General features: G+C 58.6%; 21 protein-coding genes. 14 read left to right on the forward strand and 7 right to left on the reverse strand.

Going from position 1 to position 24,572, the window contains the following annotated elements; translation table 11 throughout:
* Positions 1–296: 296 nt before the first annotated feature.
* From ACR2R1_RS12975 to ACR2R1_RS13000, 6 genes are all read left to right on the forward strand, one after another.
* Positions 297–1,691, forward strand: coding sequence for a glycosyltransferase family 4 protein (locus tag ACR2R1_RS12975; protein ID WP_086133185.1), 1,395 nt, complete (start codon positions 297–299; stop codon positions 1,689–1,691).
* Between the two features lie 126 nt (positions 1,692–1,817).
* The gene (locus tag ACR2R1_RS12980) at positions 1,818–3,206 is read left to right on the forward strand and encodes a hypothetical protein (RefSeq protein WP_434110380.1); all 1,389 of its coding nucleotides are present in this window, start codon (positions 1,818–1,820) and stop codon (positions 3,204–3,206) included.
* A 205-nt stretch (positions 3,207–3,411) separates the two neighbouring features.
* A complete protein-coding gene (locus ACR2R1_RS12985) occupies positions 3,412–4,794 on the forward strand; it encodes a hypothetical protein (RefSeq protein WP_434110382.1) in 1,383 nt (460 codons plus the stop codon).
* Positions 4,795–5,052: 258 nt separating this feature from the next.
* Positions 5,053–6,075: a sulfotransferase family protein gene (locus ACR2R1_RS12990; RefSeq protein WP_434110384.1), complete on the forward strand. Its 1,023-nt coding sequence runs from the start codon at positions 5,053–5,055 to the stop codon at positions 6,073–6,075.
* Between the two features lie 230 nt (positions 6,076–6,305).
* Complete coding sequence (locus ACR2R1_RS12995; protein WP_434110386.1) at positions 6,306–7,223, forward strand: methyltransferase domain-containing protein; 918 nt, start codon at positions 6,306–6,308, stop codon at positions 7,221–7,223.
* Positions 7,224–7,973: 750 nt separating this feature from the next.
* Positions 7,974–9,572, forward strand: coding sequence for a hypothetical protein (locus ACR2R1_RS13000; RefSeq protein ID WP_156880101.1), 1,599 nt, complete (start codon positions 7,974–7,976; stop codon positions 9,570–9,572).
* A 234-nt stretch (positions 9,573–9,806) separates the two neighbouring features.
* Here the strand turns inward: ACR2R1_RS13000 and ACR2R1_RS13005 are convergent, their stop codons facing one another.
* Together ACR2R1_RS13005 and ACR2R1_RS13010 are read right to left on the reverse strand one after the other, a co-directional pair.
* On the reverse strand, positions 9,807–10,226 hold the full coding sequence (locus ACR2R1_RS13005; RefSeq protein WP_434110388.1) for a hypothetical protein: 420 nt from the start codon (positions 10,224–10,226) through the stop codon (positions 9,807–9,809).
* A 346-nt stretch (positions 10,227–10,572) separates the two neighbouring features.
* Positions 10,573–12,396 (reverse strand): glycoside hydrolase family 15 protein, encoded by a 1,824-nt coding sequence (locus ACR2R1_RS13010; RefSeq protein WP_434110390.1) that lies wholly within the window; start codon positions 12,394–12,396, stop codon positions 10,573–10,575.
* Between the two features lie 579 nt (positions 12,397–12,975).
* On the opposite strand from ACR2R1_RS13010, the gene ACR2R1_RS13015 reads away from it, so the two are divergent.
* Positions 12,976–13,947, forward strand: coding sequence for a DUF5996 family protein (locus ACR2R1_RS13015; RefSeq protein WP_434110391.1), 972 nt, complete (start codon positions 12,976–12,978; stop codon positions 13,945–13,947).
* Here the strand turns inward: ACR2R1_RS13015 and ACR2R1_RS13020 are convergent.
* Together ACR2R1_RS13020 and ACR2R1_RS13025 are read right to left on the reverse strand one after the other, a co-directional pair.
* Positions 13,944–14,804 carry a pirin family protein gene (locus tag ACR2R1_RS13020; protein ID WP_077730248.1) on the reverse strand — a complete coding sequence of 287 codons (861 nt, stop codon included), beginning with the start codon at positions 14,802–14,804 and terminating at the stop codon, positions 13,944–13,946. The genes ACR2R1_RS13015 and ACR2R1_RS13020 overlap by 4 nt on opposite strands.
* Positions 14,805–14,827: 23 nt before the next feature.
* Positions 14,828–15,466, reverse strand: a complete 639-nt coding sequence (locus ACR2R1_RS13025) for an FMN-dependent NADH-azoreductase (protein WP_077730247.1) — start codon at positions 15,464–15,466, stop codon at positions 14,828–14,830.
* Positions 15,467–15,509: 43 nt separating this feature from the next.
* Between ACR2R1_RS13025 and ACR2R1_RS13030 the strand changes: the two genes are divergently transcribed.
* The 3 genes from ACR2R1_RS13030 to ACR2R1_RS13040 all read left to right on the forward strand — a co-directional run bounded on the left by ACR2R1_RS13030 (position 15,510) and on the right by ACR2R1_RS13040 (position 20,310).
* Positions 15,510–16,487, forward strand: a complete 978-nt coding sequence (locus ACR2R1_RS13030; protein ID WP_434110392.1) for a LysR family transcriptional regulator — start codon at positions 15,510–15,512, stop codon at positions 16,485–16,487.
* 312 nt (positions 16,488–16,799) lie between these two features.
* Complete coding sequence (locus ACR2R1_RS13035; protein WP_434110393.1) at positions 16,800–18,296, forward strand: metallophosphoesterase; 1,497 nt, start codon at positions 16,800–16,802, stop codon at positions 18,294–18,296.
* Between the two features lies 1 nt (position 18,297).
* Positions 18,298–20,310 carry a CHAT domain-containing protein gene (locus ACR2R1_RS13040; protein WP_434110394.1) on the forward strand — a complete coding sequence of 671 codons (2,013 nt, stop codon included), beginning with the start codon at positions 18,298–18,300 and terminating at the stop codon, positions 20,308–20,310.
* A 478-nt stretch (positions 20,311–20,788) separates the two neighbouring features.
* Here ACR2R1_RS13040 and ACR2R1_RS13045 read toward each other — a convergent pair whose 3' ends face one another.
* Both ACR2R1_RS13045 and ACR2R1_RS13050 read right to left on the reverse strand, forming a co-directional pair.
* Positions 20,789–21,061, reverse strand: a complete 273-nt coding sequence (locus ACR2R1_RS13045; RefSeq protein ID WP_434110395.1) for a hypothetical protein — start codon at positions 21,059–21,061, stop codon at positions 20,789–20,791.
* A gap of 1,076 nt (positions 21,062–22,137) precedes the next feature.
* Positions 22,138–22,386, reverse strand: coding sequence for a hypothetical protein (locus ACR2R1_RS13050; RefSeq protein WP_143735161.1), 249 nt, complete (start codon positions 22,384–22,386; stop codon positions 22,138–22,140).
* A 131-nt stretch (positions 22,387–22,517) separates the two neighbouring features.
* On the opposite strand from ACR2R1_RS13050, the gene ACR2R1_RS13055 reads away from it, so the two are divergent.
* The gene (locus ACR2R1_RS13055; RefSeq protein ID WP_347258878.1) at positions 22,518–23,018 is read left to right on the forward strand and encodes a hypothetical protein; all 501 of its coding nucleotides are present in this window, start codon (positions 22,518–22,520) and stop codon (positions 23,016–23,018) included.
* 422 nt (positions 23,019–23,440) lie between these two features.
* Here the strand turns inward: ACR2R1_RS13055 and ACR2R1_RS13060 are convergent, their stop codons facing one another.
* The gene (locus ACR2R1_RS13060; RefSeq protein WP_086135714.1) at positions 23,441–23,737 is read right to left on the reverse strand and encodes a helix-turn-helix domain-containing protein; all 297 of its coding nucleotides are present in this window, start codon (positions 23,735–23,737) and stop codon (positions 23,441–23,443) included.
* 90 nt (positions 23,738–23,827) lie between these two features.
* Between ACR2R1_RS13060 and ACR2R1_RS13065 the strand changes: the two genes are divergently transcribed.
* From ACR2R1_RS13065 to ACR2R1_RS13075, 3 genes are read left to right on the forward strand one after another with little or no spacing between them, the layout of a single operon-like run.
* A complete protein-coding gene (locus ACR2R1_RS13065; RefSeq protein ID WP_077730240.1) occupies positions 23,828–24,040 on the forward strand; it encodes a hypothetical protein in 213 nt (70 codons plus the stop codon).
* 22 nt (positions 24,041–24,062) lie between these two features.
* On the forward strand, positions 24,063–24,314 hold the full coding sequence (locus tag ACR2R1_RS13070; protein ID WP_077730239.1) for a hypothetical protein: 252 nt from the start codon (positions 24,063–24,065) through the stop codon (positions 24,312–24,314).
* Between the two features lie 52 nt (positions 24,315–24,366).
* A complete protein-coding gene (locus ACR2R1_RS13075; protein ID WP_347258879.1) occupies positions 24,367–24,519 on the forward strand; it encodes a hypothetical protein in 153 nt (50 codons plus the stop codon).
* The last annotated feature ends 53 nt before the right edge of the window (positions 24,520–24,572 follow it).

Consider the following 24,572-nt stretch of genomic DNA (forward strand, 5'->3'; position numbering starts at 1 on the left):
CTCTCACCGATCCAGGGCGTCGGCAAAGGATTGCCGACCTATCACACCCGTGGGGGCGCTACACGAAAGAGGAAAATTCTCTAGCGTCGCGGCGACAACCCCGGTGCAGCGGTGTCGGGAGCCCTGACGGCGTTCCATCGGCCTGTTCCGAGGCAGGGATATGCCTGGAGACAGCGGACGATCGAACGAACCAGTCGCGTTCGCGCTGGAGCGGCGATGTTGGAATGATCTGTGCGTTTACATGAAGTACCGGCTGAATAGAAGAATCAGCAATTTCCCAGGGAGGAGACTTTCCAATGAATTCCAAGCCTGCGTTTGCCTTCGTCACAATCGGCAATGGCTCCTATCTCGGCTCCACCGTACGCGACATCACCCTTGCCAATGCTCTGCATAGACGGGGTTTCAAAGTGGCCGTTTATTGGATGCTGGAATGCAACCCGGACCTCGTGGCCGACGGAATCCAGCAAAGGATGCTCTGCCGGGCAACCCGCTATCAGTTTCGACGACCGTCCGAGTTTCTGGACAGAATCATAGGCTCGCTCCTGTACCTAATTCCGCTCAGATTACGAGTTCGACTTGCCCAGAACTTCCCCGGCTTTATCGATAGACTGCTGGTGAACCTCATCGGGTCTCTTTATGAAACGCCGAATCCAGATCGTTTCCTCGTCAAGCGGCTGCTCAAATATCTTGCCCTGGACGAAGTCGACCATCTCATGATGAGCTTCGGCTCGATCGGACCTCTCGCTCTGGCGGCGAAGAAAAACGGTACTCATCCCTTTGACTACCTATTGACCTTTCAAGGAGACGAGGACTTTGCCAAGTACGCGCGGCGGGCCGGTTTGTTTGCAGAATATCGCGAGCGGCTGAACGAGGTCACTCAAGGTTCGCCCTGGCCTGCCATAGTGATCAGCCAGGATTATCGCAATCGCATTGTAGACGAGATGGCTCTCGATCCGGAGCGGTTGCGGGTTATCTATAACGGCGTCGATCTCCCGGAATCGACCGAAAAACCTCCTCTTTCGATTCTCAAAACCGCGTTTCCGAATCTCCTTAAAGGAATTTCGATCGTTTCGTACATCGGACGCCAGGAGGTTGAAAAAGGCATCGATCTTTTGCTTTACGCAGCCAAACTCCTCGACGTCCGCCGAATTCCCATGCAACTGGTCATTTGCGGTGCCACGGCTAAAGGCCGAGCGTATAAGAAAATAATCGCGGAGCTCGCCGACTATCTCGGCATAGTCGTCCACCATGCCGGCACTGTTTCGCCCGAGGTTCGCAATGCGCTTTACGCACATAGCCGGTGTGTGGTGTATCCGTCAGTCTATCGAGAACCTTTCGGCTTGGTTGCCGTCGAGGCCATGAGCTATGGAACACCGGTGCTGGTTCCCGATTACGGCGGGATCACCGAGGTGATTCGGCACGGCGAAAAGGCGGGCGGTTTGACCTTCAAAACCTGGAACAGCGAGGACCTGGCCCAACAGCTCGAGCGCCTGCTCACCGATGAGATGCTGCACAGGAAACTGACCGAGAACACTCGGGCGATCGCAGCAAGGTTTAGCGCTGAAGAAATGGCGGACGCCGTCTTGGCGCATATTGGCGTTGATACGCGCGAATACGGCGACGATGGCTTCCTTCCCGAACGCAGTCGCAAACCTCGTGCGATCGAGGGCGCGCATCACATTCCGGGTTAATGTTTCTTAATGCAATCAGGAATCGCCCAATCGAATTCATCGGCAAATCGATAACGAAGCACGAAGTTCACGGGATATCTCCAGTTGGCCATGGAGTTGGCTCATATCTTTACACGGAGGTGTGCAATGAAGGATTCGTTCCGCAAGCTTGTGACGATATCAGGAGTGATGGGAAGCGGCCTGCTCGGGTTGCTTCCCGGCGAAAGTTTTGCCCAGGGGGACCTGGCCCGAGGCCAGGAGGTTCCCCTGACGGAATGCTCGGGCTGGATAATGGAGAACAGTACAGCACCGGCCATAGAAAGTAACGCCGTGTACTGGTTCGTCCAGGGGCTCCCGGCATATCCACCGGGCGGACACTTCCGGTTCCGTACCGGGTTCCCTCGAGCGCGCTATATGTCCTGGCAGAACCACGATTTCCTGGGGTTTTCGACGGCACTGCTGGCCGACACCGACATCGTCCCCGACCGCGGCGAAAACCCGTTCCTCCCGAATACGCCGTACGTCCCGGAAAGCGCTTACACCGTCGATCTACTGGATGTGCCTCCCGAGGCACGGCCGCCTAAGCCGCCGAGGCCGGCGAATATCCTCTACGGCGGCTATCGTTACGATGGGGGCACGACGGAATACAACTCCGTAGCCTACCGGGTGTACCTGCCCGATCCGGGCACGGATTCGCTCGGCGGCATTCCTCAGCCGGATTTCTATTTCGTCGTCGATGACCCTGCAAAGACCAGCCTGGAAGGCATTCACGAGATGTGCGAGACAATGCGGAAGATCCAGGACGCAGAAAAGCAAGCGCTTATCGCAGTAGCTCAAACCACCGAGTCTCTGGCGACAAGGCAGGATAGGCCGCTTTCAAATATTGCGAAGGAAGAAATTGGCCAGCGCGTGATCGACGGCCCATCCGCAGCAGGGGGCATACCGAGTCCCTCCGCCTCCGATTTCAACAATGATCTGGCCCGCTACCGCGTGGTGACACCGCGTCCGAACGGCCAGGGCGTTTACTACAACGCCCAGACCGGCTATCTCCAGGTGTTCTTGAGCGCCTCGCGCGGCGAGGTGACGGTGATGCGCTTCAGGGCGCCCAGCTTCCCCGACACCCAGGGTCTCCAGGGTATTGCGGACGATATTTCCGGCAACGAGCAGCTCCGCTATTGGTCTCTGTGCATGCACGATGCCACGGCCGGGCTGCCTACCACGGGCTGCTTGTACGATGCCCAAACGGCGCAAGATGGCGATGGCTATGTGACGGTCGCCTTCTCCAATCCGGAGAGCCGGCCCGCCAACGCGACCAACTGGTTGCCCGTCGCTAGCGGCCCCATACCGGCGTTGATCCTGCGCCACATGCAGCCAAACCCGGCGTTTACCGAGGCGCTGCTCTACTATGCCGGCACCAACAACGACCCCGCCGCCATTACGGCGCACATGGGAGAGTACTTTCCGCTCGTCACGACATGCACCAAGGCCGAGTTTGAGCGGGATCGCTGCGGGCTGGCGCCGCAAGGTACGCGGTGATGAGGAGCGATGCCGTTGACGCGCGGCACGGACGAAGCGGCGTTTCGAAGAACCGCTTCGCTCCTTAGTCATTTCCTTGGGGCTTACACCGGAAAGAACCACTCAAATGGAATTGTCAGCAAATACAGTAGATGGCAAAGCACAAAGCTCGGGGGATGTCTTCGACTGGCCAAGGATTGGCCCATTGCCTTTAAGGAGGTGTGCAATGAAGGATTCGTTCCGCAAGCTTGTGACGATATCAGGAGTGATGGGAAGCGGCCTGCTCGGGTTGCTTCCCGGCGAAAGTTTTGCCCAGGAGGACCTGGTCCGAGGCCAGGAGGTTCCCCTCACGGAATGCGCGGGCTGGTTGATTCAGAGCAGTACTGCACCGGCCATAGAAAGTAACGCCGTGTACTGGTTCTTGCAGGCGCTCCCGGCATATCCACCCGGTGGGCACTTCCGGTTCCGTACCGGGTTCCCTCGAGCGCGCTATATGTCCTGGCAGAACCACGATTTCCTGGGGTTTTCGACGGCACTGCTGGCCGACACCGACATCGTCCCCGACCGCGGCGAAAACCCGTTCCTCCCGAATACGCCGTACGTCCCGGAAAGCGCTTACACCGTCGATCTACTGGACGTGCCGCCCGAAGCTCGGCCGCCTAAGCCGCCGAGGCCGGCGAATATCCTCTACGGCGGCTATCGTTACGATGGGGGCACGACGGAATACAACTCCGTAGCCTACCGGGTGTACCTGCCCGATCCGGGCACGGATTCGCTCGGCGGCATTCCTCAGCCGGATTTCTATTTCGTCGTCGATGACCCTGCAAAGACCAGCCTGGAAGGCATTCACGGGATGTGCGAGAAAATGCGGAAGATCCAGGACGCAGAAAAGCGAGCGCTCATCAGATTAGTAGAAAGCGCCGAGTCGCCGGAAGAAACGCGGGAAACACAAATCTTACCCGCCGAGAGGGACGAGCCTCGACTCCGCGTGATCGACGGCCCATCCGCAGCAGGGGGCATACCGAGTCCCTCCGCCTCCGATTTCAACAACGGTCTGGCGCGTTATCGGGCCGTGACGCCGCAGCCAAGCGGCCGGGGCACCTACTACAACGCTCAGACCGGGTATCTATTGGTGTTTTTGAGTCCCTCGCGCGGCGAGGTGACGGTGATGCGCTTCAGGGCGCCCAGCTTCCCCGACACCCAGGGTCTCCAGGGTATTGCGGACGATATTTCCGGCAACGAGCAGCTCCGCTATTGGTCTCTGTGCATGCACAATACTTCGAGCTTATGGACTACTAACGGCTGCTTGTACGATGCCCAAACGGCGCAAGATGGCGATGGCTATGTGACGTTCGCCTTCTCCAATCCGGAGAACCGGCCCGCCAACGCAGACAACTGGTTACCTACGACCGATACCATACCGGCGTTGATCCTGCGCCACATGCAGCCAAACCCGGCGTTTACCGAGGCGCTGCTCTACTATGCCGGCACCAACAACGACCCCGCCGCCATTACGGCGCACATGGGAGAGTACTTTCCGCTCGTCACGACATGCACCAAGGCCGAGTTTGAGCGGGATCGCTGCGGATCGGTCGCAGGTGCGCAATGAGGCAGTCCCGATGCCGACTTTTCGTGCCGTAGTGAACGCTTCGCGTCGCAGAGGAAACGCCTCGCCGTCACTCATTTAAACCTTACAGAAGGAATCGCCCAAATGGATTTGTCCACGAATACAACCGATAGCAAGACACGGAGCGAAAAGAAGTCGTATGCCAAAATCTGGCTCGGGGGCAATTTTCTCGGCTGGCTAAGAATGTTGGCACACAACAGATTTGACGTTGGGGTGCGACGCATACCCCGGATTGTGGCCATGACATTCGTCATATTGCTGGGCTGCTTGAGCCACGGTCTGCAAGAGCTGATATGGAACCGTCGGGTACGCAGAACGGAAATCAAGCAAGCGCCCTTGTTCATCATCGGACATTGGCGTTCCGGCACCACGTGGCTCCACGAGCTTCTCGCCCTGGACGACCGTTTCACCTATCCAACCACTTACGTGTGCTTCAACCCTAACCGCTTTCTGCTCACGGAGCGGTTCGATGCGCACTGGCTCGGTTTCCTGTTCAAGGCTCTATTACCGGAGCAGCGGCCGTTCGACAACATGGCCATGGGTTGGGAACGTCCCCAGGAAGACGAGTTTGCGCTGTGCAATCTCGGACTGCCCTCCCCTTACCAGAAGATCGCCTTTCCCAATCGCAATCCCTGCCCCGAATATTTCAGTCTGGAAGACGTCCCGTCGCGGGAGCTGCAGCGCTGGAAAGACGGCTTCGTAAAATTTCTCAAGCAGCTGACGATACGCAACCCCAAACGTATCCTGTTGAAATCCCCCACCCACACTTATCGAATCAAGGTCTTGCTCGAGCTGTTTCCGGATGCACAGTTCGTTCATATCGTGCGCGACCCTTACACCCTGTTTCTCTCGACGATGCATTTGTGGAAATCCTTGTACGAGGCTCAGGGCCTGCAAGAACCGAAATACGACGATCTGGAAGACTATGTGTTCGAAAATTTCTTGCATATGTTCCAGAAGATCAAGGAAGCACGCCCGCTGCTCCACGCCCCCCGCTTCCATGAACTGCGATACGAGGACCTCGTGCAAGATCCGGTCGGGCAACTCCGTAAGCTGTATGACCAGCTGGAACTAAGCGATTTCGAGCGAATGCTTCCCAAATTGAAGCAGTACCTAGAAGAGACGAACGATTATCGTACCAATCGCTACGACCTCACCCCGGAACTGAGGGAGGAAATTACCCGACGCTGGGGGCAGGTAATAGAACGCTATGGGTATGCGAGCGGACTGGGCACCCCTATGCGCAGGAATGATGCGGCTTAGGTTGAGGAGGCTCCGATTATTAACCCGGCCTATAAATATAGGCCGGGTTAATCCGGGGCAAGGATGCCCCGGCGCGGCGACAAGCCGCGTGAGCCCAGGCCGGGCGTGTACCGGGCCTGGGCGGCGGCCCGAAATACCAGGAGGGTATTTACGGGCCTGATTAATAACTTATTGCCGTTCCGCAAAACGGGTGGATCGCACCGAAAGGCAGCGTAGACAAATGGCTGGCGATGGAAACGGCCAACGATGCCGCCATGGAGAAGTTTCATTTCGGAATTGTCATCGGCATTTCTGCGAATGTTTCGGGACGCATGACGAAAGACTATCCGTTATGTCCGGACATCCGTTTGATGGTGGCAATTCCGGTGAAAACACAGTGGTTTGAAACAATTGGAGGAATAATCATGAACAGCTTTTCGCAACGCTCCAATCTCAGCGAGCTCCTCGACGACCCAACGCTCGGCGGTGATGATCTGATCAAAAACCTAGAGGATATCGCCAGGGTCAACCGCTGGCTGGGCGGAGAAAAAGCGTTGGTTTCGGCCATCGCACCGTTACTTGAACAGCATGATTTCGGCCGTCCGATAGAAGTTGTTGATCTGGGTTGCGGTAGCGGCGATCTTCCCAGAGCAGTCGTCAAATGGTGTCGAAGGAAAAACATCCCGGTTTCAGTAACCGCCGTCGATATAAACGACTCGATTATTCGGTATGCGACTTCGCAAACGAAAGATTTTCCGGAGATACGCTTTGAAAAGATAGATGTTTTTTCGGACGAGTTTAAAAAAAGGCGGTTTGACATCGTCGTGATGAGCTTGTTTCTTCACCATTTCGACAACCGAAAGGCAGAAGAATTGTTGAAGAATTCTTACGAGCAGTGCAGGTTGGCAGTTGTGGTCAACGACCTGCACAGAAGTCCTGTTGCTTATCATCTTTTTGAATTGTTCGCCTTTGTTACAGCCTCATCCACCATTACCCGTCACGATGGATTAATCTCCATCCTGCGGGGATTCCGGAAAAAGGACCTGGAGAGGCTGACAGACGAATTTTCTGAGGCAAAGAGGAATATTAAATGGAAATGGGCATTTCGTTGGCAACTGGCATTAGAAAAAGAAATTCCCGCAACCGAAAGAGTATATAAAACGAAATAAAAACCCGAATTATCGCAACTTTAATAGTACTGCCTGAACTTGCACCGTCCACTGCATAGACATCGAATATACAAAGAGCTTTCATGGGCTAAAAAATAATTCATTAATATTAGACTCCCGGCGTTTTTCAGTTAATCAAAACTCGCTGAGAGCCGGCATTTTATTCCATTCGGCTTTCGATAGGGTGGGTTACGGCGCACGCAAAGCGCGGTGATCGGCGGTCAATCAGTGCTGATGTGCGCCTAACCCACCCTACGAAAGCAAGTCCTTATCGAAAGCGATTTGGAATTAGCCTTTCAAGCAAATAACAGTGTCAGAAAATTTTACAATCGATTCGCCATACCAAGCCAAGTAATTAACCTATAATTATAATTATAAATATACACATGATCCTGACATATTACGATTTCGGCTCAGCCTACGTTCGCTGAATATCATTTTTCCAAAGAATTGGCATAACTTCCCCGCGTGATCGGCAATATCAAGGTGTCAGAAAATTTTACAGACACTTTACTATCTCCAAGCAAATAATTGATCTAATTAAAAATATAGATATGGCATAAGATTCGCGTAATAAAATATTCGGTGCCATACCGAAATCTTGTAATAAAAATTCAAAAACAACTCAGGAGGAGAATGAAAGCAACCACTTAATTCAACGATTACATATACCAAATATGCGAGTTCTGCCCGGTTACGGGCAATATGATACGAACAGGAAACATGCACTTTGGAAAAAGGAGTATCGACATGATCAAGTGCAATTGGCGAGTTGTTTTTCCCTTATCTCTTTTTATTTTCCATTCGGCGGTAACGGTTTCCCACGCGCAGACCGCTACTGTCTTGGCGAAGGCCGTCCCGGATGAGTGTTGGAACGGTTGCGGCATGCCTTATGTCGCCGCGTCGGCAAATGGAGCCTGCCCCACCGGCACGACGCCCAAGCGAAATCAGGCCTATCTTTGGGGTCTGGCCCAATGGAAACAGACCCTCTGGATCGGAACTGGAGCCAATGTCGCGGGTATAGGACAAACCGCAGGCGACGGATTGCAGGAATGCGATTTCGCTAACGATTCCACCGGCAATCCCATCAACGTCCTCGAGGGCTCGCTGAGCCAATACCCCGGCGTTCCCGTACCATTGCGCCAATTCCTGGGCGACTGGAGACCGCCGCAGGTATGGGTTTATGACATCGCCACCGGTAAGCAAACCAATGTTACGCCGAACGACCCTCTCATCAACGAGACCTTGGGCTTGCGGTCGGCCGGCGTATCCAATGGCGTGGCAATACTCGCCGGTCCGGGCCAGCTCGGGGTGAGCGTCAATTTGTTTGCCTTCGATGCCGATACCAAACAATATCTCGGCTCGACGACTTTGTTGCGATACGCCAACATCCGCAAATTCGTCTCTGCGCAGGGCGCCATGTATACCGGCGTGCAGACACTCACCGGAGGCGGCGAAATACTGCGCTGGACGGGAACTCGAAGCAATCCTTTCAGCTTCACGACAGTGGGTATGGTAGACAACGATGCGGTCAATCTGGCCGTGCACGAAGGGCGTCTTTTCGTGGCCACCTGGCGTCCGTCGACACTGTCCAGCTCGGTCGGCAGCTTCCTCGGAACCAACAACCCGCCGGCCGGGATCTGGATGAGTCCGCCGATTCCCGCAGGAGGCTTGCGGCTTATCCATGCCCCTCTTTGGACCAAGGTTTGGGAAGTAAATGACTACGAAGTCGACGACCTCGTTGCCTCGACCCAAGGGGTGGGCGACTTGGCCTCGTTCGCCGGTTACCTCTACTGGGGACATATGAACCCGCCGTGGTCGGTCTATAGCACGTTCGTGAGTACCTACGGAGAGCCCCAGGATCGTACCGAAACCCAAAAGAACCTCAGCCGGGCCATTCCGATCTTCCGCGGCCGCAATTTCGGTAGCAGTCCCGAGATTCAACTGCTCTACGGGGAAAAGCAGTTACCGAAATACAACGGCAGCACTTGGAGCATGGTGGATAACAATCTGGGCGGCATGACCCCGCTCTACGGCGCGGCGGGCTTCGACGTTCCGACCAATGTCTATACCTGGACCATGGCGGTTTTCCAAGGAAAGCTGGCCGTGGGAACGCTCGACTCGGGATCCAGCGTCAACTTCAGCAAGAATCCCGGTGCCGACCTTTGGGTCTTCCCCGATGGGAATTCCAAGGCAGTACCATGGACCATAAACGGCTTCGGCCATCCCGAAACCGTTATGGGTGTGCGGAACATGCTTCCAACGAAAGATGTCCTCTATGTGGGATCGTCCAGCAGAGCAAATCTCTCTCCGGATGGCGGTTGGAAACTCATCGGAGTAAAGCCGTAACATCGAGAGATCGGGAAAGGAGTGCCGCAGCGCGGCACTCCTTAAATCAGGCAGACAAAAGCAAATACCATGTAGAGCGGCTAGATGGGGGAACTGTCCCGTACCTATTCGTAGGTCGGCAACCCGTTGCCGACGAAGCCGCTTTTCCGACCTATTCCACGTTGGGAGCGCTACGCCAAGCCGGAAAATGCTCTCAATGGCGCAACGGAATCGCTACCAAGACGACGCCGACATCTACCAAAATAGAAAACCGTCGAACGCGTTGGGATGTTTTCTGCTTTTGCTCCATGAGCCCGATTGTTGCCATGCCCGCCAAATTGCCTCCGGCACGGCGGAAAGCGTAACCGAGCGGGTCTTGGGCACTAAATCGAGCCCGACCTCGAAACCATGGTAATTCCGAATCATGTCCATCGTGATTGGCCCGCGTATGGAATCACGTATGGGCGGCCCGATCATGACTCGCGCGTTACTCAGTTCCCTCCCGGAAAGCGCCACTACGGTCTTTCCCTTCCATATGGGCTGGCACTCGATCAATTCGCCCGCCTTATTGAACACATAGAGATCGAGATCGATCAGCAATCCACTGAGGCCTTCATACAAGGCAATGAATGAAAAAACCTCGATCCTCTCGTCTTGCCGCATGTTTGCTGGCATGAGTCACCTTTAACGCATTAGATCAGTCTCTGACTCCGCACCGAGGCGGCCCCCAAAAAAACGGCTCTTACCGGTGCGCCTTTAGATACGTGTCCAGGAATCGCCGCACCCGTCGGGTACTAGAGTACGGAAGCAACATGAGAACGCCGCCGGGGAAAAGATTAAAGAAAGATGAGGATCGCCGGTGCCGACGATCGATTCTTCGGCCGGCGAAGTAGGATAGGTCAGGCGCGCAGCGACCTCGAATCGGCGGGTTACGCGGAGCCTAGGGGCTAACCTGCCATCGATGGGTTTCGCTTCGCTCTACCCATCGTACGATGAATGTTCGCTCGAATGTCGAATGGAATTACGGTGCCGATCGGGCTTGCTCGGCCTCGGCAATCGCCCACGCGGCGTTGATCAAGCCGATATGGCTGAAGGCTTGCGGGAAGTTGCCGAGCAGCTCGCCCGTGCTCGGATCGACCTCTTCGGCGAGCAGGCCCACATCGTTGGCATAAACGGCGCCGCGGGCCAGGATGCCCTTGGCGCGCTCGACCTGTCCTGCCAAAGCGACTGCGTGGGCAAGCCAGAAAGTGCAGAGCAGGAAAGTGCCCTCCTCTCCTTTCAACCCGTCGTCGGCGCGATAGCGGAATACCAGCCCCCGTTTGTCCGTCAGCTCCCGCTCGATCGCATCGATCGTCGCCAGCATGCGGGGATCGTCCGCCGGCAGGAAGCCGACCAGCGCCATCATCAGGACCGAAGCATCGAGCTCGTCCGAACCGAACGCCTGAGTAAAGGACTGAGCCCGCTCGCTCCAACCCTGGGTAAGAATCGCCTGGCGGATTTCCTCGCGGACGGCGCGCCAGCGCTCGACACGATCCGCGGCGCCGAGCAGATCTGCGAGCCCGATGGCCCGGTCGAGGGCGACCCAGCACATCAGTTTCGAGTACAGGAAGTCTCGCGGCGGACCGCGGATTTCCCAAATGCCCTGATCCGGATCGCGGTAATAACGACCGGCAGCGTCGGCGACATCGGCGAGAAAATTACGGGTGATGGGATCGAGAGTGGTGAGCTGTCCCTGTAGCCGGTACGCTGCGTTCAACAGCTCGCCGTAGACATCGAGCTGCCGCTGATTCCAGGCGCCATTGCCGACCCGGACCGGACGGCTGGCCCGCCAGCCGGACAGATGTGGCAGCTCGCGTTCGGTCAGATCGTGCTCGCCGCCGATGCCGAACATGATCTGCATATCCACGCCGCGCTCGATCTGGGTCAAGGCCGAGCCTGCCAAGAAGTCGAAGAATTTATAGGCTTCGTCCGGACAGGCCGCCACCCACAGCGCTTCCAGGGTGAAACTCGCATCGCGCACCCAAGTGTAGCGGTAGTCCCAATTGCGGCTGCCGCCCACGGCTTCCGGCAGCGAAGTCGTCGGTGCGGCCACGATGGCGCCGGTCGGAAAATAGGTCAGCCCCTGAAGCACGCGCCCGCTGTGGCGGACGAGCTCCCGCCACGGTCCTTCGTAGTTCTGGTGGAGATCGGACCAGCTGCGCCAGGCGGTGATGGTGTCGTCCAACCGTTCGGCGATATCCGCTTCGGTCCAGACTCGAGGCGCGGCTTCGGAACTCGAACGATGCTGCAAGGCGAAGTCCAGGCGTTGGCCGGCTTCGATTCTCACGCCCGCCCATGCCGTCGAACGGGTGATTTGAAACGGCACGGGCGAACTGAGATGGAGCACCGAGGCGCCGCCCCGCGCGGATACGCCGCCAACGACCGGAACCAACAAGGGAAAGACCAGCCCATACTCCGGCCGGGGCGCGTACTCGATCTCGAGGTCTGCGTGCCCGGCCAGGCATCGGACGCTGCGGATCAGGGTATGCGGCGCGTCGGCGCCGAGCTGGTGGCCGCGTTCGTTGGGTCCCATCGCCAGCGCGTCGGTCAGAACCACGGTGCCGGTCGGCGTCTCGAAGGTCGTTTCAAGCACCAGGGTGCCGTCGAGATACCGGCGGCGCGTCGATGCTTGGCCAACCGGGCGGATGGCCCAATGGCCGCCGTCCGTATCCAGAAGCCGCGAGCAGATCGCGGGCGCGTCGAAACGGGCAAAGTTAAGCCAGTCGACCGAGCCGGCGCGGCTGACCAGGCCGGCCCCGTGGCAATCGGACAGAAAGGCGTAGTCAGCGATGGGAAGCTGGCTCACGGCTGTATCTCCAGTCGGATGGGACGCAGGACAAGCACCGAACGCACGGAGTGAGACCTTGATCGATTCGACCGACAGGGCATGCGGGAGTGCCTTCGCTCCGTCCGAAACCGGAAGCTCTGACAAAGGTAAATCATGGCGGCATGCGGAACTCCGGAACGGCCGGACCTCGCGAGAAATCAAACCAGATGTTGGTTCCCAACCTCAAGGTTGGGAACCCAAGTCTTGGAGGCTCCGGCTTCCTGCCCTTTGCGAGGCTGGAGCTTCCAAGGCCGTATTCCCAAGCAGGAGCTCTCATCGTTATACACAACTTACGAGCGACCCGAAACGTGCCCGGACCCGTCATTCCGGCAGGGAAGCCGGAATCCAGCCACACGGAGGTGAAGCGGCGGGCCGGAGCTGTGCTTCGGATAAGCCAGCGTGCGACCGGCCGGTTACCATCCATGGCCCTGGATTCCGTCGTCCATGGACGGAATGACGGTGACGACCACCCGCTGGGTCTTGTGTATAACGATGAGAGCAGGAGCTTGGGATCAAGCGGAAGTAGACGTTGAAATTCCCCGCTCGATGGAGGTCACCATGACGAGCCAGAACGCTTCGAGCACCATCAACGACAATTCGGCCTGGCCGGACCTGCCTTTGCAGGCATGGCAAGACACCTATGCGACCTTGCATATGTGGACACAGATCGTCGGCAAAATCCGGCTGGCCTTGACGCCCTGGATCAACCACTCCTGGCATGTCGTGCTTTATCTGACGACATCCGGGCTGACGACCTCGCCGATTCCCTATCGTGACCGAACGTTCCAGATCGATTTCGATTTTATCGAGCATCGACTCGTGATCCGGACCAGCGACGGCGCGGCGCGACAATTCCCGCTTCTACCCTGCACGGTGGCCGATTTCTACCGGGAAATTTTTGCCGCGCTTCGGGCGCTGGATATCGAGGTCGCCATACGGAAAAAACCCAACGAGGTCGCCCGCGCGATTCCCTTCGACCAGGATCGGGAACACGCCGCCTACGATGCCGAGCACGCCCACCGGTGCTGGAGGGTGCTGGCCCAGGCGGATAGCGTATTCAAGGCATTCCGCGCGCGCTATATCGGCAAATGCAGTCCGGTGCATTTTTTCTGGGGCAGCTTCGACCTGGCGGTCACACGCTTCTCCGGCCGGCGCGCGCCCGAACACCCCGGCGGCGTGCCCAATCTTCCCGATTGGGTGGTCCGCGAGGCCTATTCCCATGAGGTAAGCAGTTGCGGCTTCTGGCCGGGTAACGATGCTGTCCCGTTTCCAGCCTTCTACGCCTATGCCTACCCTGAACCGAAAGGTTTTCCGGACGCACCGGCACGTCCCGAAAGCGCGTTTTACAGCCCCGAGCTCAAGGAATTCGTCCTGCCTTATTCCGAGGTGCGGCAGGCGGATTCACCCGGCCGGCTGCTGCTGGAGTTTCTCCAAAGCACCTATGACGCGGCCGCCGATCTGGGACACTGGGATCGGCCGTCATTGGAACGGAGCCTATCCGGCAAAGAGCCTACCTTCCCCACGACCTAAAACTTGCCCGAGCGGAAATCGTGCATGGCCTGTTCGACCTCGTCGCGCGTGTTCATCACGAAAGGTCCCCACTGCACAATCGGCTCGTTGAGGGGACGGCCGGCGACGAGCAACGATCGAGCCCCGCGCGAAGCCGTCAGCCGCACGCCATCGGCATCCGCGCGGTTGGTCAGGACCGCGAGCTGACGGGCGCGCACCGGCTCGCCCCGTGTGCCGACGCCGACTTCGCCTTCGTAAACGTACAGAAACGCGTTGTGTCCCCCAGGGATCGGCGCCTCGTAAGCGCTTCCGGCCGGCATTTCGAGATCGAGATAGAGCGGCTCGGTCGCCTCGCGCCTGACCGCGCCGCCGATGCCCGCAACCGATCCGGCGATGATCCGGATGGTCACGCCTTCGGCCGTGGTGGTGCTCGGGATCGCTTCCGCCGAAATGTCCCGGTAGCCGGGCTCGGTCATCTTCTCGCGCGCGGGCAGATTGATCCAAAGCTGGAAACCGTGCATCAGCCCCTGCTCCTGCTCGGGAAGCTCGGAATGAATGATGCCTCGACCCGCCGTCATCCATTGCACGCCGCCGGCAGCCAGCAAGCCTTCGTGGCCGGCGTTGTCGCGATGCCGCATGCGTCCCGCGAGCATATAGGTCACGGTCTCGAAGCCCCGATGGGGATGATCGGGAAAGCCGGCGAGATAGTCGTCCGGATTGTCGGAGCGGAACTCGTCGAGCATCAGAAAGGGATCGAGCCGCCGCTGCAAGTCCGGGGTCAGCACGCGCAGCAGTTTTACGCCCGCACCGTCCGAAACGGCATTGCCGGTGACCAGTCGCTCGACCTCGCGGGTTACAAAATTCGGAGAGGTGGTCATGGGTGTTCTCCTCAAACAATTTGTCAAACATCGATCGGTTTCGCCGCAGTCGTTACCGCTCGGGAACCGACAAGCCGGGCGATCTGCCCGAGCGCATCGGTTTCCGCTTGCCCCTTGGCGGTCTCCCCCAAAGCCAGTCCTTCGGCATAGACGAAATTGACGTCCGTCATCCCGAGGAAACCCAGCACATTGCGCAGGTAAGCGGTTTGGGTGTCCTGCGGCGTGCCACGATGGACTCCGCCGCGGGCGGCGAGCACGAACACCTGTTTGTCTTGGACCAAACCGACCGGGCCGTTTTCCGTGTACTCGAACGTGATTCCGGCGCGGGCGACGTGGTCGATCCAGGCTTTGAGAGTCGACGGGATGCCGAAGTTGTACATGGGAACGCCGAGCACGAGGACATCCGCCGCCTGAAGCTCCGCAATCAGTTCGTCCGAAAGTTCCACTGCCGCCCGCTGCTCGGGAGTGCGCCGTTCGGCCGGCGCGAAGAAGCCTGTGATTGCGGTCTCGTCCAGGTGCGGAATCGGCTCGCGGCCGAGGTTGCGGGTGACGATCCTGTCCTCCGGATGCCGCGCGCGCCACTGGGTGATGAAAGCGTCGGCGAAGCGGTTGGCGTTGCCGGTGTCGGACAAACTGGTCTTGATTTGCAGCACGTTGGCCATGGCGATCTCCTGGTAAGAATCGATAGACGGCACCAGGATAGGTTTGTATGACTCGATTAAAAAGCGCAAAATTCTGGGCATTCTTATCGAAGAATTCGATCATATGAAGATTCCCCGGACCACTCTCGAGCAATGGCGGGTATTGCAGGCGATCGTGGAATACGGCGGATTCGCCCAGGCCGCCGAAGCGCTGCATCGCAGCCAGTCGTCCGTCAGCTATACGGTCGGCCGGCTGCAGGAGCAGCTCGGACTGAAACTGCTGGAGATTCACGGCCGCAAGGCAAAGCTCACCGAATCGGGAGAGACGCTTCTGCGCCACGCAGAAGAACTGCTCGGCGAAGCGCTCAAACTGGAGAAACTGGCCCACAGTCTGGTGCAGGGGTGGGAAGCGGAAATCCGGCTGGTGGTCGACGCGTTGTTCCCCACTCCCCTTTTGCTGCGCATGCTGAGGGAATTTGCGCCCCTCAGCCCGCACACGCGCGTGCTGCTCAGCGAAGAGGTGCTGTCCGGCACCGACGAGGCGCTGATCATGGGCCGCGCCGATCTCGCGATCGGCGGACAAGTCCCGCCGGGATTTTTGGGAGATCACGTGCTGGACGTGGAACTCGTTGCCGTGGCTCATCCCGACCACCCGCTACACCGGCTCGGACGAACCCTAGATGCCGATGACTTGAGCCGGGAACTGCACGTCGTCGTGAGCGATTCGGGCACACTGGCGCCGCGCGATTCCGGGTGGCTCGGCGCGACGCGGCGCTGGAGCGTGACCAGTCCCGAGAAGCGGATAGCCTTGTTATGCGCGGGGCTGGGCTTCGGCTGGATTCCGTGCCATCTGATCGAGGAGCCGCTCGCCTCCGGCCGGCTCAAGCCGCTGCCCCTGCGCGATGGACAGCGCCGAAAGGTGCCGCTGTATCTCATCTTCGCCCAGCCCAAGCTTGCCGGCCCCGCCACCCGCAAGCTGGCCGAACTGATCCGCGCCTGCGCCGCCGAAGGCGGAACCGGGATGAACAGCGGTTCCGTCTAGCCCGCAGTTCTCCGATTTCTCCCGCAGCGGACTCCGATTCGCTTGGCTTGTTGGCGAGCTGTGCTCTGTCTCACCGTGGGGAAGGACATTGTAAAAGCTGCCTCTGTGCATGAATCTTTACACAAATCGTCACCCCGGCAAGGAAGGGTGTCTTCGGTGCTCCCGAAGACACCGTTTGCGATCGGAAGGATGTCTCCGGCGCTCAGCGAGCTTAAAGCCTATCCTTTATAAAACCGTCGAATCGGAATTATCATCCGCGCTTGCAGCGGACGTCATACGAACACTTTGGACTTATCAAGGGGGGGTAGGAACATGAGCGAGTTCCCGGCTTACGACGAGGTGCATGTCATCTCCGATATCCACATGGGCGGCAAGCCCGGCTTCCAGATCCTTAGGGAGACCCAGCGTCTCGCCAACTATATCCGGTGGGTGGCGGCGCAGCGTCCCGAAGGGCGCGTCGCGCTGATTCTGAACGGCGACGTGTTCGACACCCTGGCCGAGGACATCCGGGGCTACGTCGCCGTCGACGAGGCGACGGCCACGCTGACGCGGATCATGGACGACAAGTCGTTCTCCGGAATTTGGGAGGCTCTCGCGGATTTCGTGAAGAAGAAAGGACGCACGCTGGTGATCGTCATCGGCAACCACGACATCGAAGTGTCCTTTCCCTCGGTCCAGCGCCTGATTCTGTCGCGGCTCGCGGGCGAAGACCTTCTCGCCAGGGCAAGGATCGAATTCTCCACCACCGGCGCGGGCCACACCTGCCTGGTCGGCAATGCCCGCGTCTTCTGCACCCACGGCAACGAAGTCGACGCCTGGAACTACAACCGCTACGAAGATCTGGCGAAAGTCGCGCGGCGCCTGAATGCCGGCCGTTCGCTCGAACCGAGCGAATGGTACCCGAACGCCGGCACCCGCATGGTCAAGGAAGTCATGAACGAAGTGAAACGCCGGTACGCGTGGATCGATCTGCTCAAGCCCGAGACCTCCGCCGCCGTCGGAACCCTGGTGGTGCTCGATCCTTCCCAGGCGGCCAAGATCAACAGCCTGCTGTCGATCCTGGGCGAGCGCCAACGGGGCAGCGGACAGGTGGACCAGCGCCTGTCGGCGGAAGGATTCCAGCCCCGCCAGGCGACCGGCGCGCCCGCCATCACGGTCGATCAGCTGCTGGGGCCGAACGTTTCGGCCGGCATCCAGGGCGGAGGCCCGGCCGGCGCACAAACCGCCGACGACATGTTGCTGGCCGCCGAGAAGGGCTTCAAGCAACCCGGCGCTCGCGCGACACCCGCGAACGAAACTCTGGGTACCGGCGGCCTGATCTGGGATCGCCTCACCGGCTGGATCACCGGGATCGGCAAGGATGAAGCGCTGCGGCGCGCGCTCAAGGATTGGCTCGCGGGCGACAAAACCTTCGACATCACCGATCAGGACGACACCTATAAGCAGGTGACGGCTTCGGTCGGCGGCTCCACCGACTTCATCGTCACCGGCCATACTCATCTCGAACGCGCCATTAAGATGGGCGGCTCCCGCTATTACTTCAACAGCGGCACCTGGATCCGCCTGCTGCGGTTCAGCGACGCCATGCTCAAGGACACGGCCTCTTTCAAGCCGGTGTACGAGGCGCTGACCGACGGCGGGATGGCGGCCATCGACAAGGCGAAATTCGGCGGCGAATCGTTCGTGATGGACCAAACCAGCGCTGTCTCGATCTCGCTGGAAGACGGAAAAGTCGTCGGCCGTCTGACCCATATCGAGGGAAACGGCACGGGCAAGCCGCGGGTTATCGAACAATTCGCGAGGCCCTGAGATGAGCGAAATTCGCAACGTCAAACTCGAACTGCTCAGGCCGGGCCCCGCGCACAATCAATTGTTGTCGCCGCTGACGCCGTATCTCGCGCTGTGCGGCGCCGACGGTCCGGTGACCGTACACATGCCGTTCGAGCAACGGCAACTGCTCAACCGGCTCGAACGCCTGCGGTACGACATAGACGGAAGCCCCGTCGCCGCCTCGCAGCGCGAAAGCGAGATGCGGGAAATGGGCGAGGCGATCGGGCGGGTGCTCGGACAGGTTCCGGCGCTGCTCTCGGAACTGTCCGACCCGCGGGCCGACGGCGGGAAACTCGTGCATCTCAGGCTTTCGCTGTCCTCTTTCGAGCTGGGCATGGTGCCGTTCGAGACGGCTATCGCGCCGGACGGTTTTCCGGGTTCCGGATCTCCCCTGTTCCTGCAGTCGCGCACCCCTATCGTGATGACCCGGGAAGTCCGGCGCGGACGGCCGCTGCCGGTCGACTGGAACCGCCCTCCGCGCATCCTGTTCGCGTTCGCATCGCCCGGCGGCCTCCCGCCGGTGCCGGCGCAAGACCATTTGCACGCGATCCGGCGAGCGATCGATCCCTGGATCAAGATCAAGGACACGCCCGAGGAACGCATCCGGGAGGTCAAGCAGATCCTGACGGTGCTGCCCAATGCCAGCCTGGAGCAGATTCGGGAAGCCTGCTCGACCACCCAGTACGCTTACGTGCACATCCTGGCCCACGGCGCGCCGATCAATAACTCCGGCGACCGCCACTACGGCGTCATGCTGTGCAGCGATTCCAATTCCGCGCAAGGCGACGTGGTCGACGGCGAACGCCTGGCGATCGTACTCACGGCGCGGGACTCCTCCGGGACAACCAAATATCGCCCCAACGTGGTCACGCTCGCGACCTGCGATTCCGGCAACATCGAGTCGGTGCTGATACCCGGCGGCAGCATCGCTCACGAGCTCCACGCGGCAGGCATTCCCTGGGTCATCGCCTCGCAATTCCCCCTCTGGATGCGGGCCTCCTCGATCGCGGCCGAGGTGCTCTACAGCGGCCTTTTGAGCGGCACCGATCCCCGCTGGGTGCTCTACGACCTGCGCCAACGGCTTCGTACCGATTCGCCCGGCACCCATGACTGGGCGAGCATCGTCTGCTACGCGACCGTGCCCTGGAACTTCGAGCGGCAGGTGGACGCCTTCCGCGACGAACGCATCCGCAGCCGGCTCGAGGTGAAGTTCGACCGGATAGACGAACTGGTCGGCGCCAACGCGGACGGCCGGAGAGCCGCCGAGGCGCGCAACCCCGCCGATCGGGATGCTGAACTGGAAGTTCTGTGCGAGTCGATCCGCGCCGAACTCAAGGCCTGGTGCGCCGAGCCCGTCACGGAGAAATCGCCTGCGCAAAAGGCCAAGCGTCTCGGCATGAATGCCGCCAGCGAGAAGCGCATCGGAATCGCCTATTTTCTGATCGCGGCAAGCGAAACCGGCGATGCCGAGGTCACCCGCGCGAAGCTGGAAAAAGGCAAGAAAGCCTATGCATCCTCTCGTGATCTCTATCGCGAAGCATTGGAGATCGAGCCTTCCAACCCGTGGGCCATTACGCAGTATCTTTCCATGCTGGCGATGCCGGTCCTGGCGGGCAGTGCCGAGGTTTGGAAGTCGCTCGCGAAGGATTACGGCCTCTGGTGGGCCGCCGCCCGGCAGCTCGCCCATTGGCAGCTTTACAAAACCGCGGGCGAAGAGCGCGCCTATGTGCTGGCCACACTCGCCGAACTCGCCCTGCTGGGTGTTGCCTATGGCGCGCCAAAATTCAGCGCCAGCCAGGCGGAACAGGAAATCAGGGAGTTCTGCGGTGAAATGCTCTGCCTGCTGGGTCCCGATGCCTTCCCGATTCTTTCGACCCAGCGCCAGTTCAGGCGCTATCTCGAGTATTGGCAGAGGGACCAGTGGAACGAATTGGCCAGAACCGCGCTATCGGCGCTAGGCGACGAATCCCTGTCCCAGGCGAAGCCTTGCTGACGGACAAGAGCAAGGTTCCGAGTCTTGTGTCCGGAGTCGGATGGATTATCCCATTCGGCATTCGAGTGAACATTAATCGTAGGGTGGGTTAGCGAAGCGTAACCCACCGATTCGAGGTCGCTCGGTGGGTTACGGCCTCGCGGCCTAACCCACCCTACGAAAATTAATGCCTTATTGAAAGCGATTTGGAATTAGGCGCGCACCGCCACGAACGGTTCCGTGACCACGGACTCTCTACGCGCCGTAACCCACCGGTTCCGCGGCTTGGCCCGGTGGGTTACGGCGCGCGGAAGCCCCTCAAGGAACGTGGCCGGTTCGATGCGATGCTCACCAAACCCGTCGTGCTTTGCGCGTTCCCGGATGGTCACGTCATCCGCCCCGCCTAACCCGAGCCAATGACGGAGCAACAGTCAAACAACGAACGCCCGACACCCGCTATCAGTGCAACCGCCCCAAGTGGCGGCGGTCGAGAATCGGCCTATCTCTCCTGGAGAGCTTGGCCGGTCGTAGGATTCTCGAACTCCGGCCATCGCTCCTCAAAACCGGGATCATAGATCGGTTCTTCGCCCAGAGCCGACAACCGACTATCGACGCATCGCGTGAAGTAGTCCTTTTCCACGCCTGCCTCGATATACTTCTTGGATTCGGCCAAACACCGAGCCTGAACCGCCCCGGCTAATTGCTGCCGCACCGCCGGATCCGACGCACATCCACCGATCAGACCCAACAAAGCTAAAAACACGAAACGCATAACGCCTCCAAAATCCCTTTAGGCCCGTACCGACTCTACCCAAAGAAAAAACTCCGGTCAAAACCCAATGCCGGTCAGTTATTAATCAGGCCCGTAAATACCCTCCTGGTATTTCGGGCCGCCGCCCAGGCCGGTACACGCCCGGCCTGGGCTCACGCGGCTTGTCGCCGCGCCGGGGCATCCCTGCCCTGGATTAACCCGGCCTATATTTATAGGCCGGGTTAATAAGCGTCATGCTAGCGGCGAATGCCGAAACGACAGGCCTTAGGACTGGCTGCCAATTACATCCCCGTCTACTTGAAAACGATTTCGCAGTAAGGTGGGTTAGGCGCGCATCGCATCGAACCTGCCAGGTTCCTGTGGGTGTTTCCGCGCGCCGTAACCCGCCGGTTCCGCGGCCTGGCTGCCGTACGATTAGAGCGTTTTTCATCCCGGTGTACGGATTCATGTCGGGCGGGAAGCACGTAGGTCGGCAATCCCTTGCCGACTTATCGGCTCGACAAAGGACTTTGTGGGAAGGGGCGTCCTGGCGCTCCAATCGCAAACGGTCATCCCAGGAGCGCCGGGATGACCCTTCCAATCGCAAACGGTCATCCCAGGAGCGCCGGGATGACCCTTCCAATCGCAAACGGCCTGGCCGGGAGCGCCGGCCAGGCCCTTCCCAGGGCGGCCGTTTGCGATTGGGAAGGGATTGCCGACCTACATATCGGGCTCCCTGATACCGGATCGGAAAATTCTCTAGGCGCGAGCGCATCATAAGACAACAGGGCGGTAGTTTTGAGCTTGGTTCGCTTTTACCCCTTTGCCGCTGGAAGACTTTACCGAGCAGAGTGAAGCTTTCCGAAAGGCCGTAACGCCGCCTCCAATCCTTTTTCTATCTATTCGTAAGTTCTGGCTTACACGATTTTCAGCCTTTTCCGACTCAAACCTGGCTTTTTTGAGCCGCGAAGTCACTAGACTTATCTGCTGGGATTATTCGAAACGACGTTTAAACATGGGTTACCGTCGCCGATATCGTCGCAAACGCTCGCGGTCAGGGGGTGTTGAGTGACACGACTCACATTGCAAACCGTTTGTCATGGAAAGGTGCAGTGCTCTTTGGCCTTGTACTGTTTGTGATGTTCTATTGGTTGCTGCCGGCGTGGATGAATCATCTCCTTGAAAGCCGTCGCAGCAGCATGTTTTTCCCTGCGGTTGAGGCGATCTTCACTCGGCGGATTCATTGGCTTCAATGGTTGGGCATCGCCTTTGCCTTGATCTGCGGTTTTTTCGCCGTTAGCAACTATTTGTCCGCCGGTCGCCTGAGCCCTAAAGGTGAGCGCCATGTGAGTTTCTTTAGTCGGCTCTTGGCCAGGTTCCTGGATTGATCGGCGTAAATTGGGCCAATCTTATTCATTCTTCCAACCTAATTTGGCACCGCCGCAGGCGGATCATCAACAACTTTTCGGAGATTTAGATGCGCATGTTGCTATTGGTCGCAATCCTGGCCGGAGTCAGCTGGTATTACTTCATCGGCGGGCGCAAGATCTCGGACGATCAGGTCAGGGCCTTCTACCAAATGCAGACCCACGCGACGTTGAGCCGCAATCCAGAAGCGCTCTGCAATTTATTGGATAACGACTTTGAGAGTCGCGGCATATCAGTCGTTTACGGCCAACGAGTGGAGGTCACGCAGAACAAAGAGGAAACCTGCGCGGCCTACAAACAGATGTACCAGGGGATAGCTGACATCGGAGCGCGCCTAGGCGGTATAGCCACGCTCGGCTACGAGCATCACATTGACGAAGTCGAGGTCTCGTCGAATCGGAAATCCGCCATTGCGTCCGTTCACTTCGCCCTCACAGTCGCCGGCTCCGTCATGCAATATCGCGGGCACTCCAAAGATACGCTGATCCGCCGAGCCGGCCGCGTTCTCCTCCTGCGCAGTGAAGAGAAATCGAGCATCGGCAATGGCTAGCCGGCATCCAACAATTGGTTCGTAGGACAACGTCGGAAACAGCGGACGAATCTCGCTTTTCCTTTCGAGTTAGAGGCTGTTTTCTATTCACCCGATGTTGGCCGAACTCTCGAACAATCTCTTATCTTTTCCGTTTTCTCAAATTCAGCCAGGACAAACCCGAAATGGACAGTAAAAGAGTGAGAGGTAGAGAAACGTCTTAAAAATTGCTTACTGGTACGAACAGGGGGAGGATCGACGCGACACTGTTTCCGAAACGTTATGAGAAGCTCCGTAAGCATCCCTTGATTCTTACGTCGTCCATAGCTAACAGAAATCGATGGCTTCCCGGCGAGTTACATTATCGACACGGAACTGTACGGGGATTTGGGTGAAGTTGATGTCCCCAAAAATACGCCGGTCGGCTATTGTCCTCCCTCTCGTCAGCGCTTCTCCGGCGGTGGCTCGGCCACTTTCAAATATCTCTGCGATTCCTTGATTTCGGGGCTGATTTGCCCGGCATCGGGCAGGACCTTTCCCGTACAAAGCCAATAACCGTACTGTGGCCATTCGTTGGAAATCGCCTCGATATGCCAGGCGTAAACCTTCTGCTTTTTGTGTTCCAAATTGCTGAGCTGGTTCGTTCCTATCCCTGTCTTCTGGGCGAATTCGTCCCTCGTCAGGCCTAATGTCTTCCGTAGCTGCTTAATTCGGTCGTTCGCGGCAAATTCGTCAAGCATAGATCTCATACTTGTACTATTTACCGTAATGTATAAAATACATGTTCAAATAGCATGTTATTTCCCAATGTAACGCAATGAGGGGACATTATGGACGAACAGGCCATCCGTCAAGTTCTGTTGCTGCCGCACGTGCAGGTGATGCACCGGGAGAAGTTCGCGGAACTGGTGGGGGTATCGCCGGGTGTGGTGGAGGGGTGGGTCGATCGGGGTCAGGTGGACAGCATCGTCATCGGCAAGCATCGGTTGATCAACATGGTCAAGCTCACCCTGCGCTGCCTCGAGCAGGAGGCGTATTTCTAGCCAAGCCACAGGGAAAGCACCGATGTCTATCTATCAAACCAAGATGCCCCTCGGCGATCTCCACGCTGCCTGTCAGTCGATTGTGACCCGGCTGGTCGACTATGTCCGCCGCGGCGGCAGTGTCGAGCTCGGCTATTTGATGTACCGGAATCAGCTTCAAGGCTTTCTCCTCTTCACTGCCGGAACTGCGGGAGAGTCGATCGTCAAACATGCGCAAAACGCCCTGGACGCCGAGTACCGGCGCTTGACAAGCCGGCGCAATCCGGGCGAATAGTCCCTCTACCCAGAAGATGAAAACATCCGACAACCACGCCGGCGAACGCCCGATGAGCCTCCTCCGTTTCTCAAGGTTTCTGGCCCGAACCGAGACCCACATCGTTCTCGCCGCCCTCCTGCTCACCGCTGCCTGCATCGGCATCGGCGGCTTGATCGTCGATCGACTGGTGGCGCTTCGCCTCTTCACCGGGACGGGTGGTTAGATTCAGTCACGTGGGGCAGGCAAGGGCCCATTGACGTTGCAACGCGGGCGCCG

The organism is Methylocaldum sp. GT1TLB, assembly GCF_051027445.1.
GTDB lineage: Bacteria > Pseudomonadota > Gammaproteobacteria > Methylococcales > Methylococcaceae > Methylocaldum.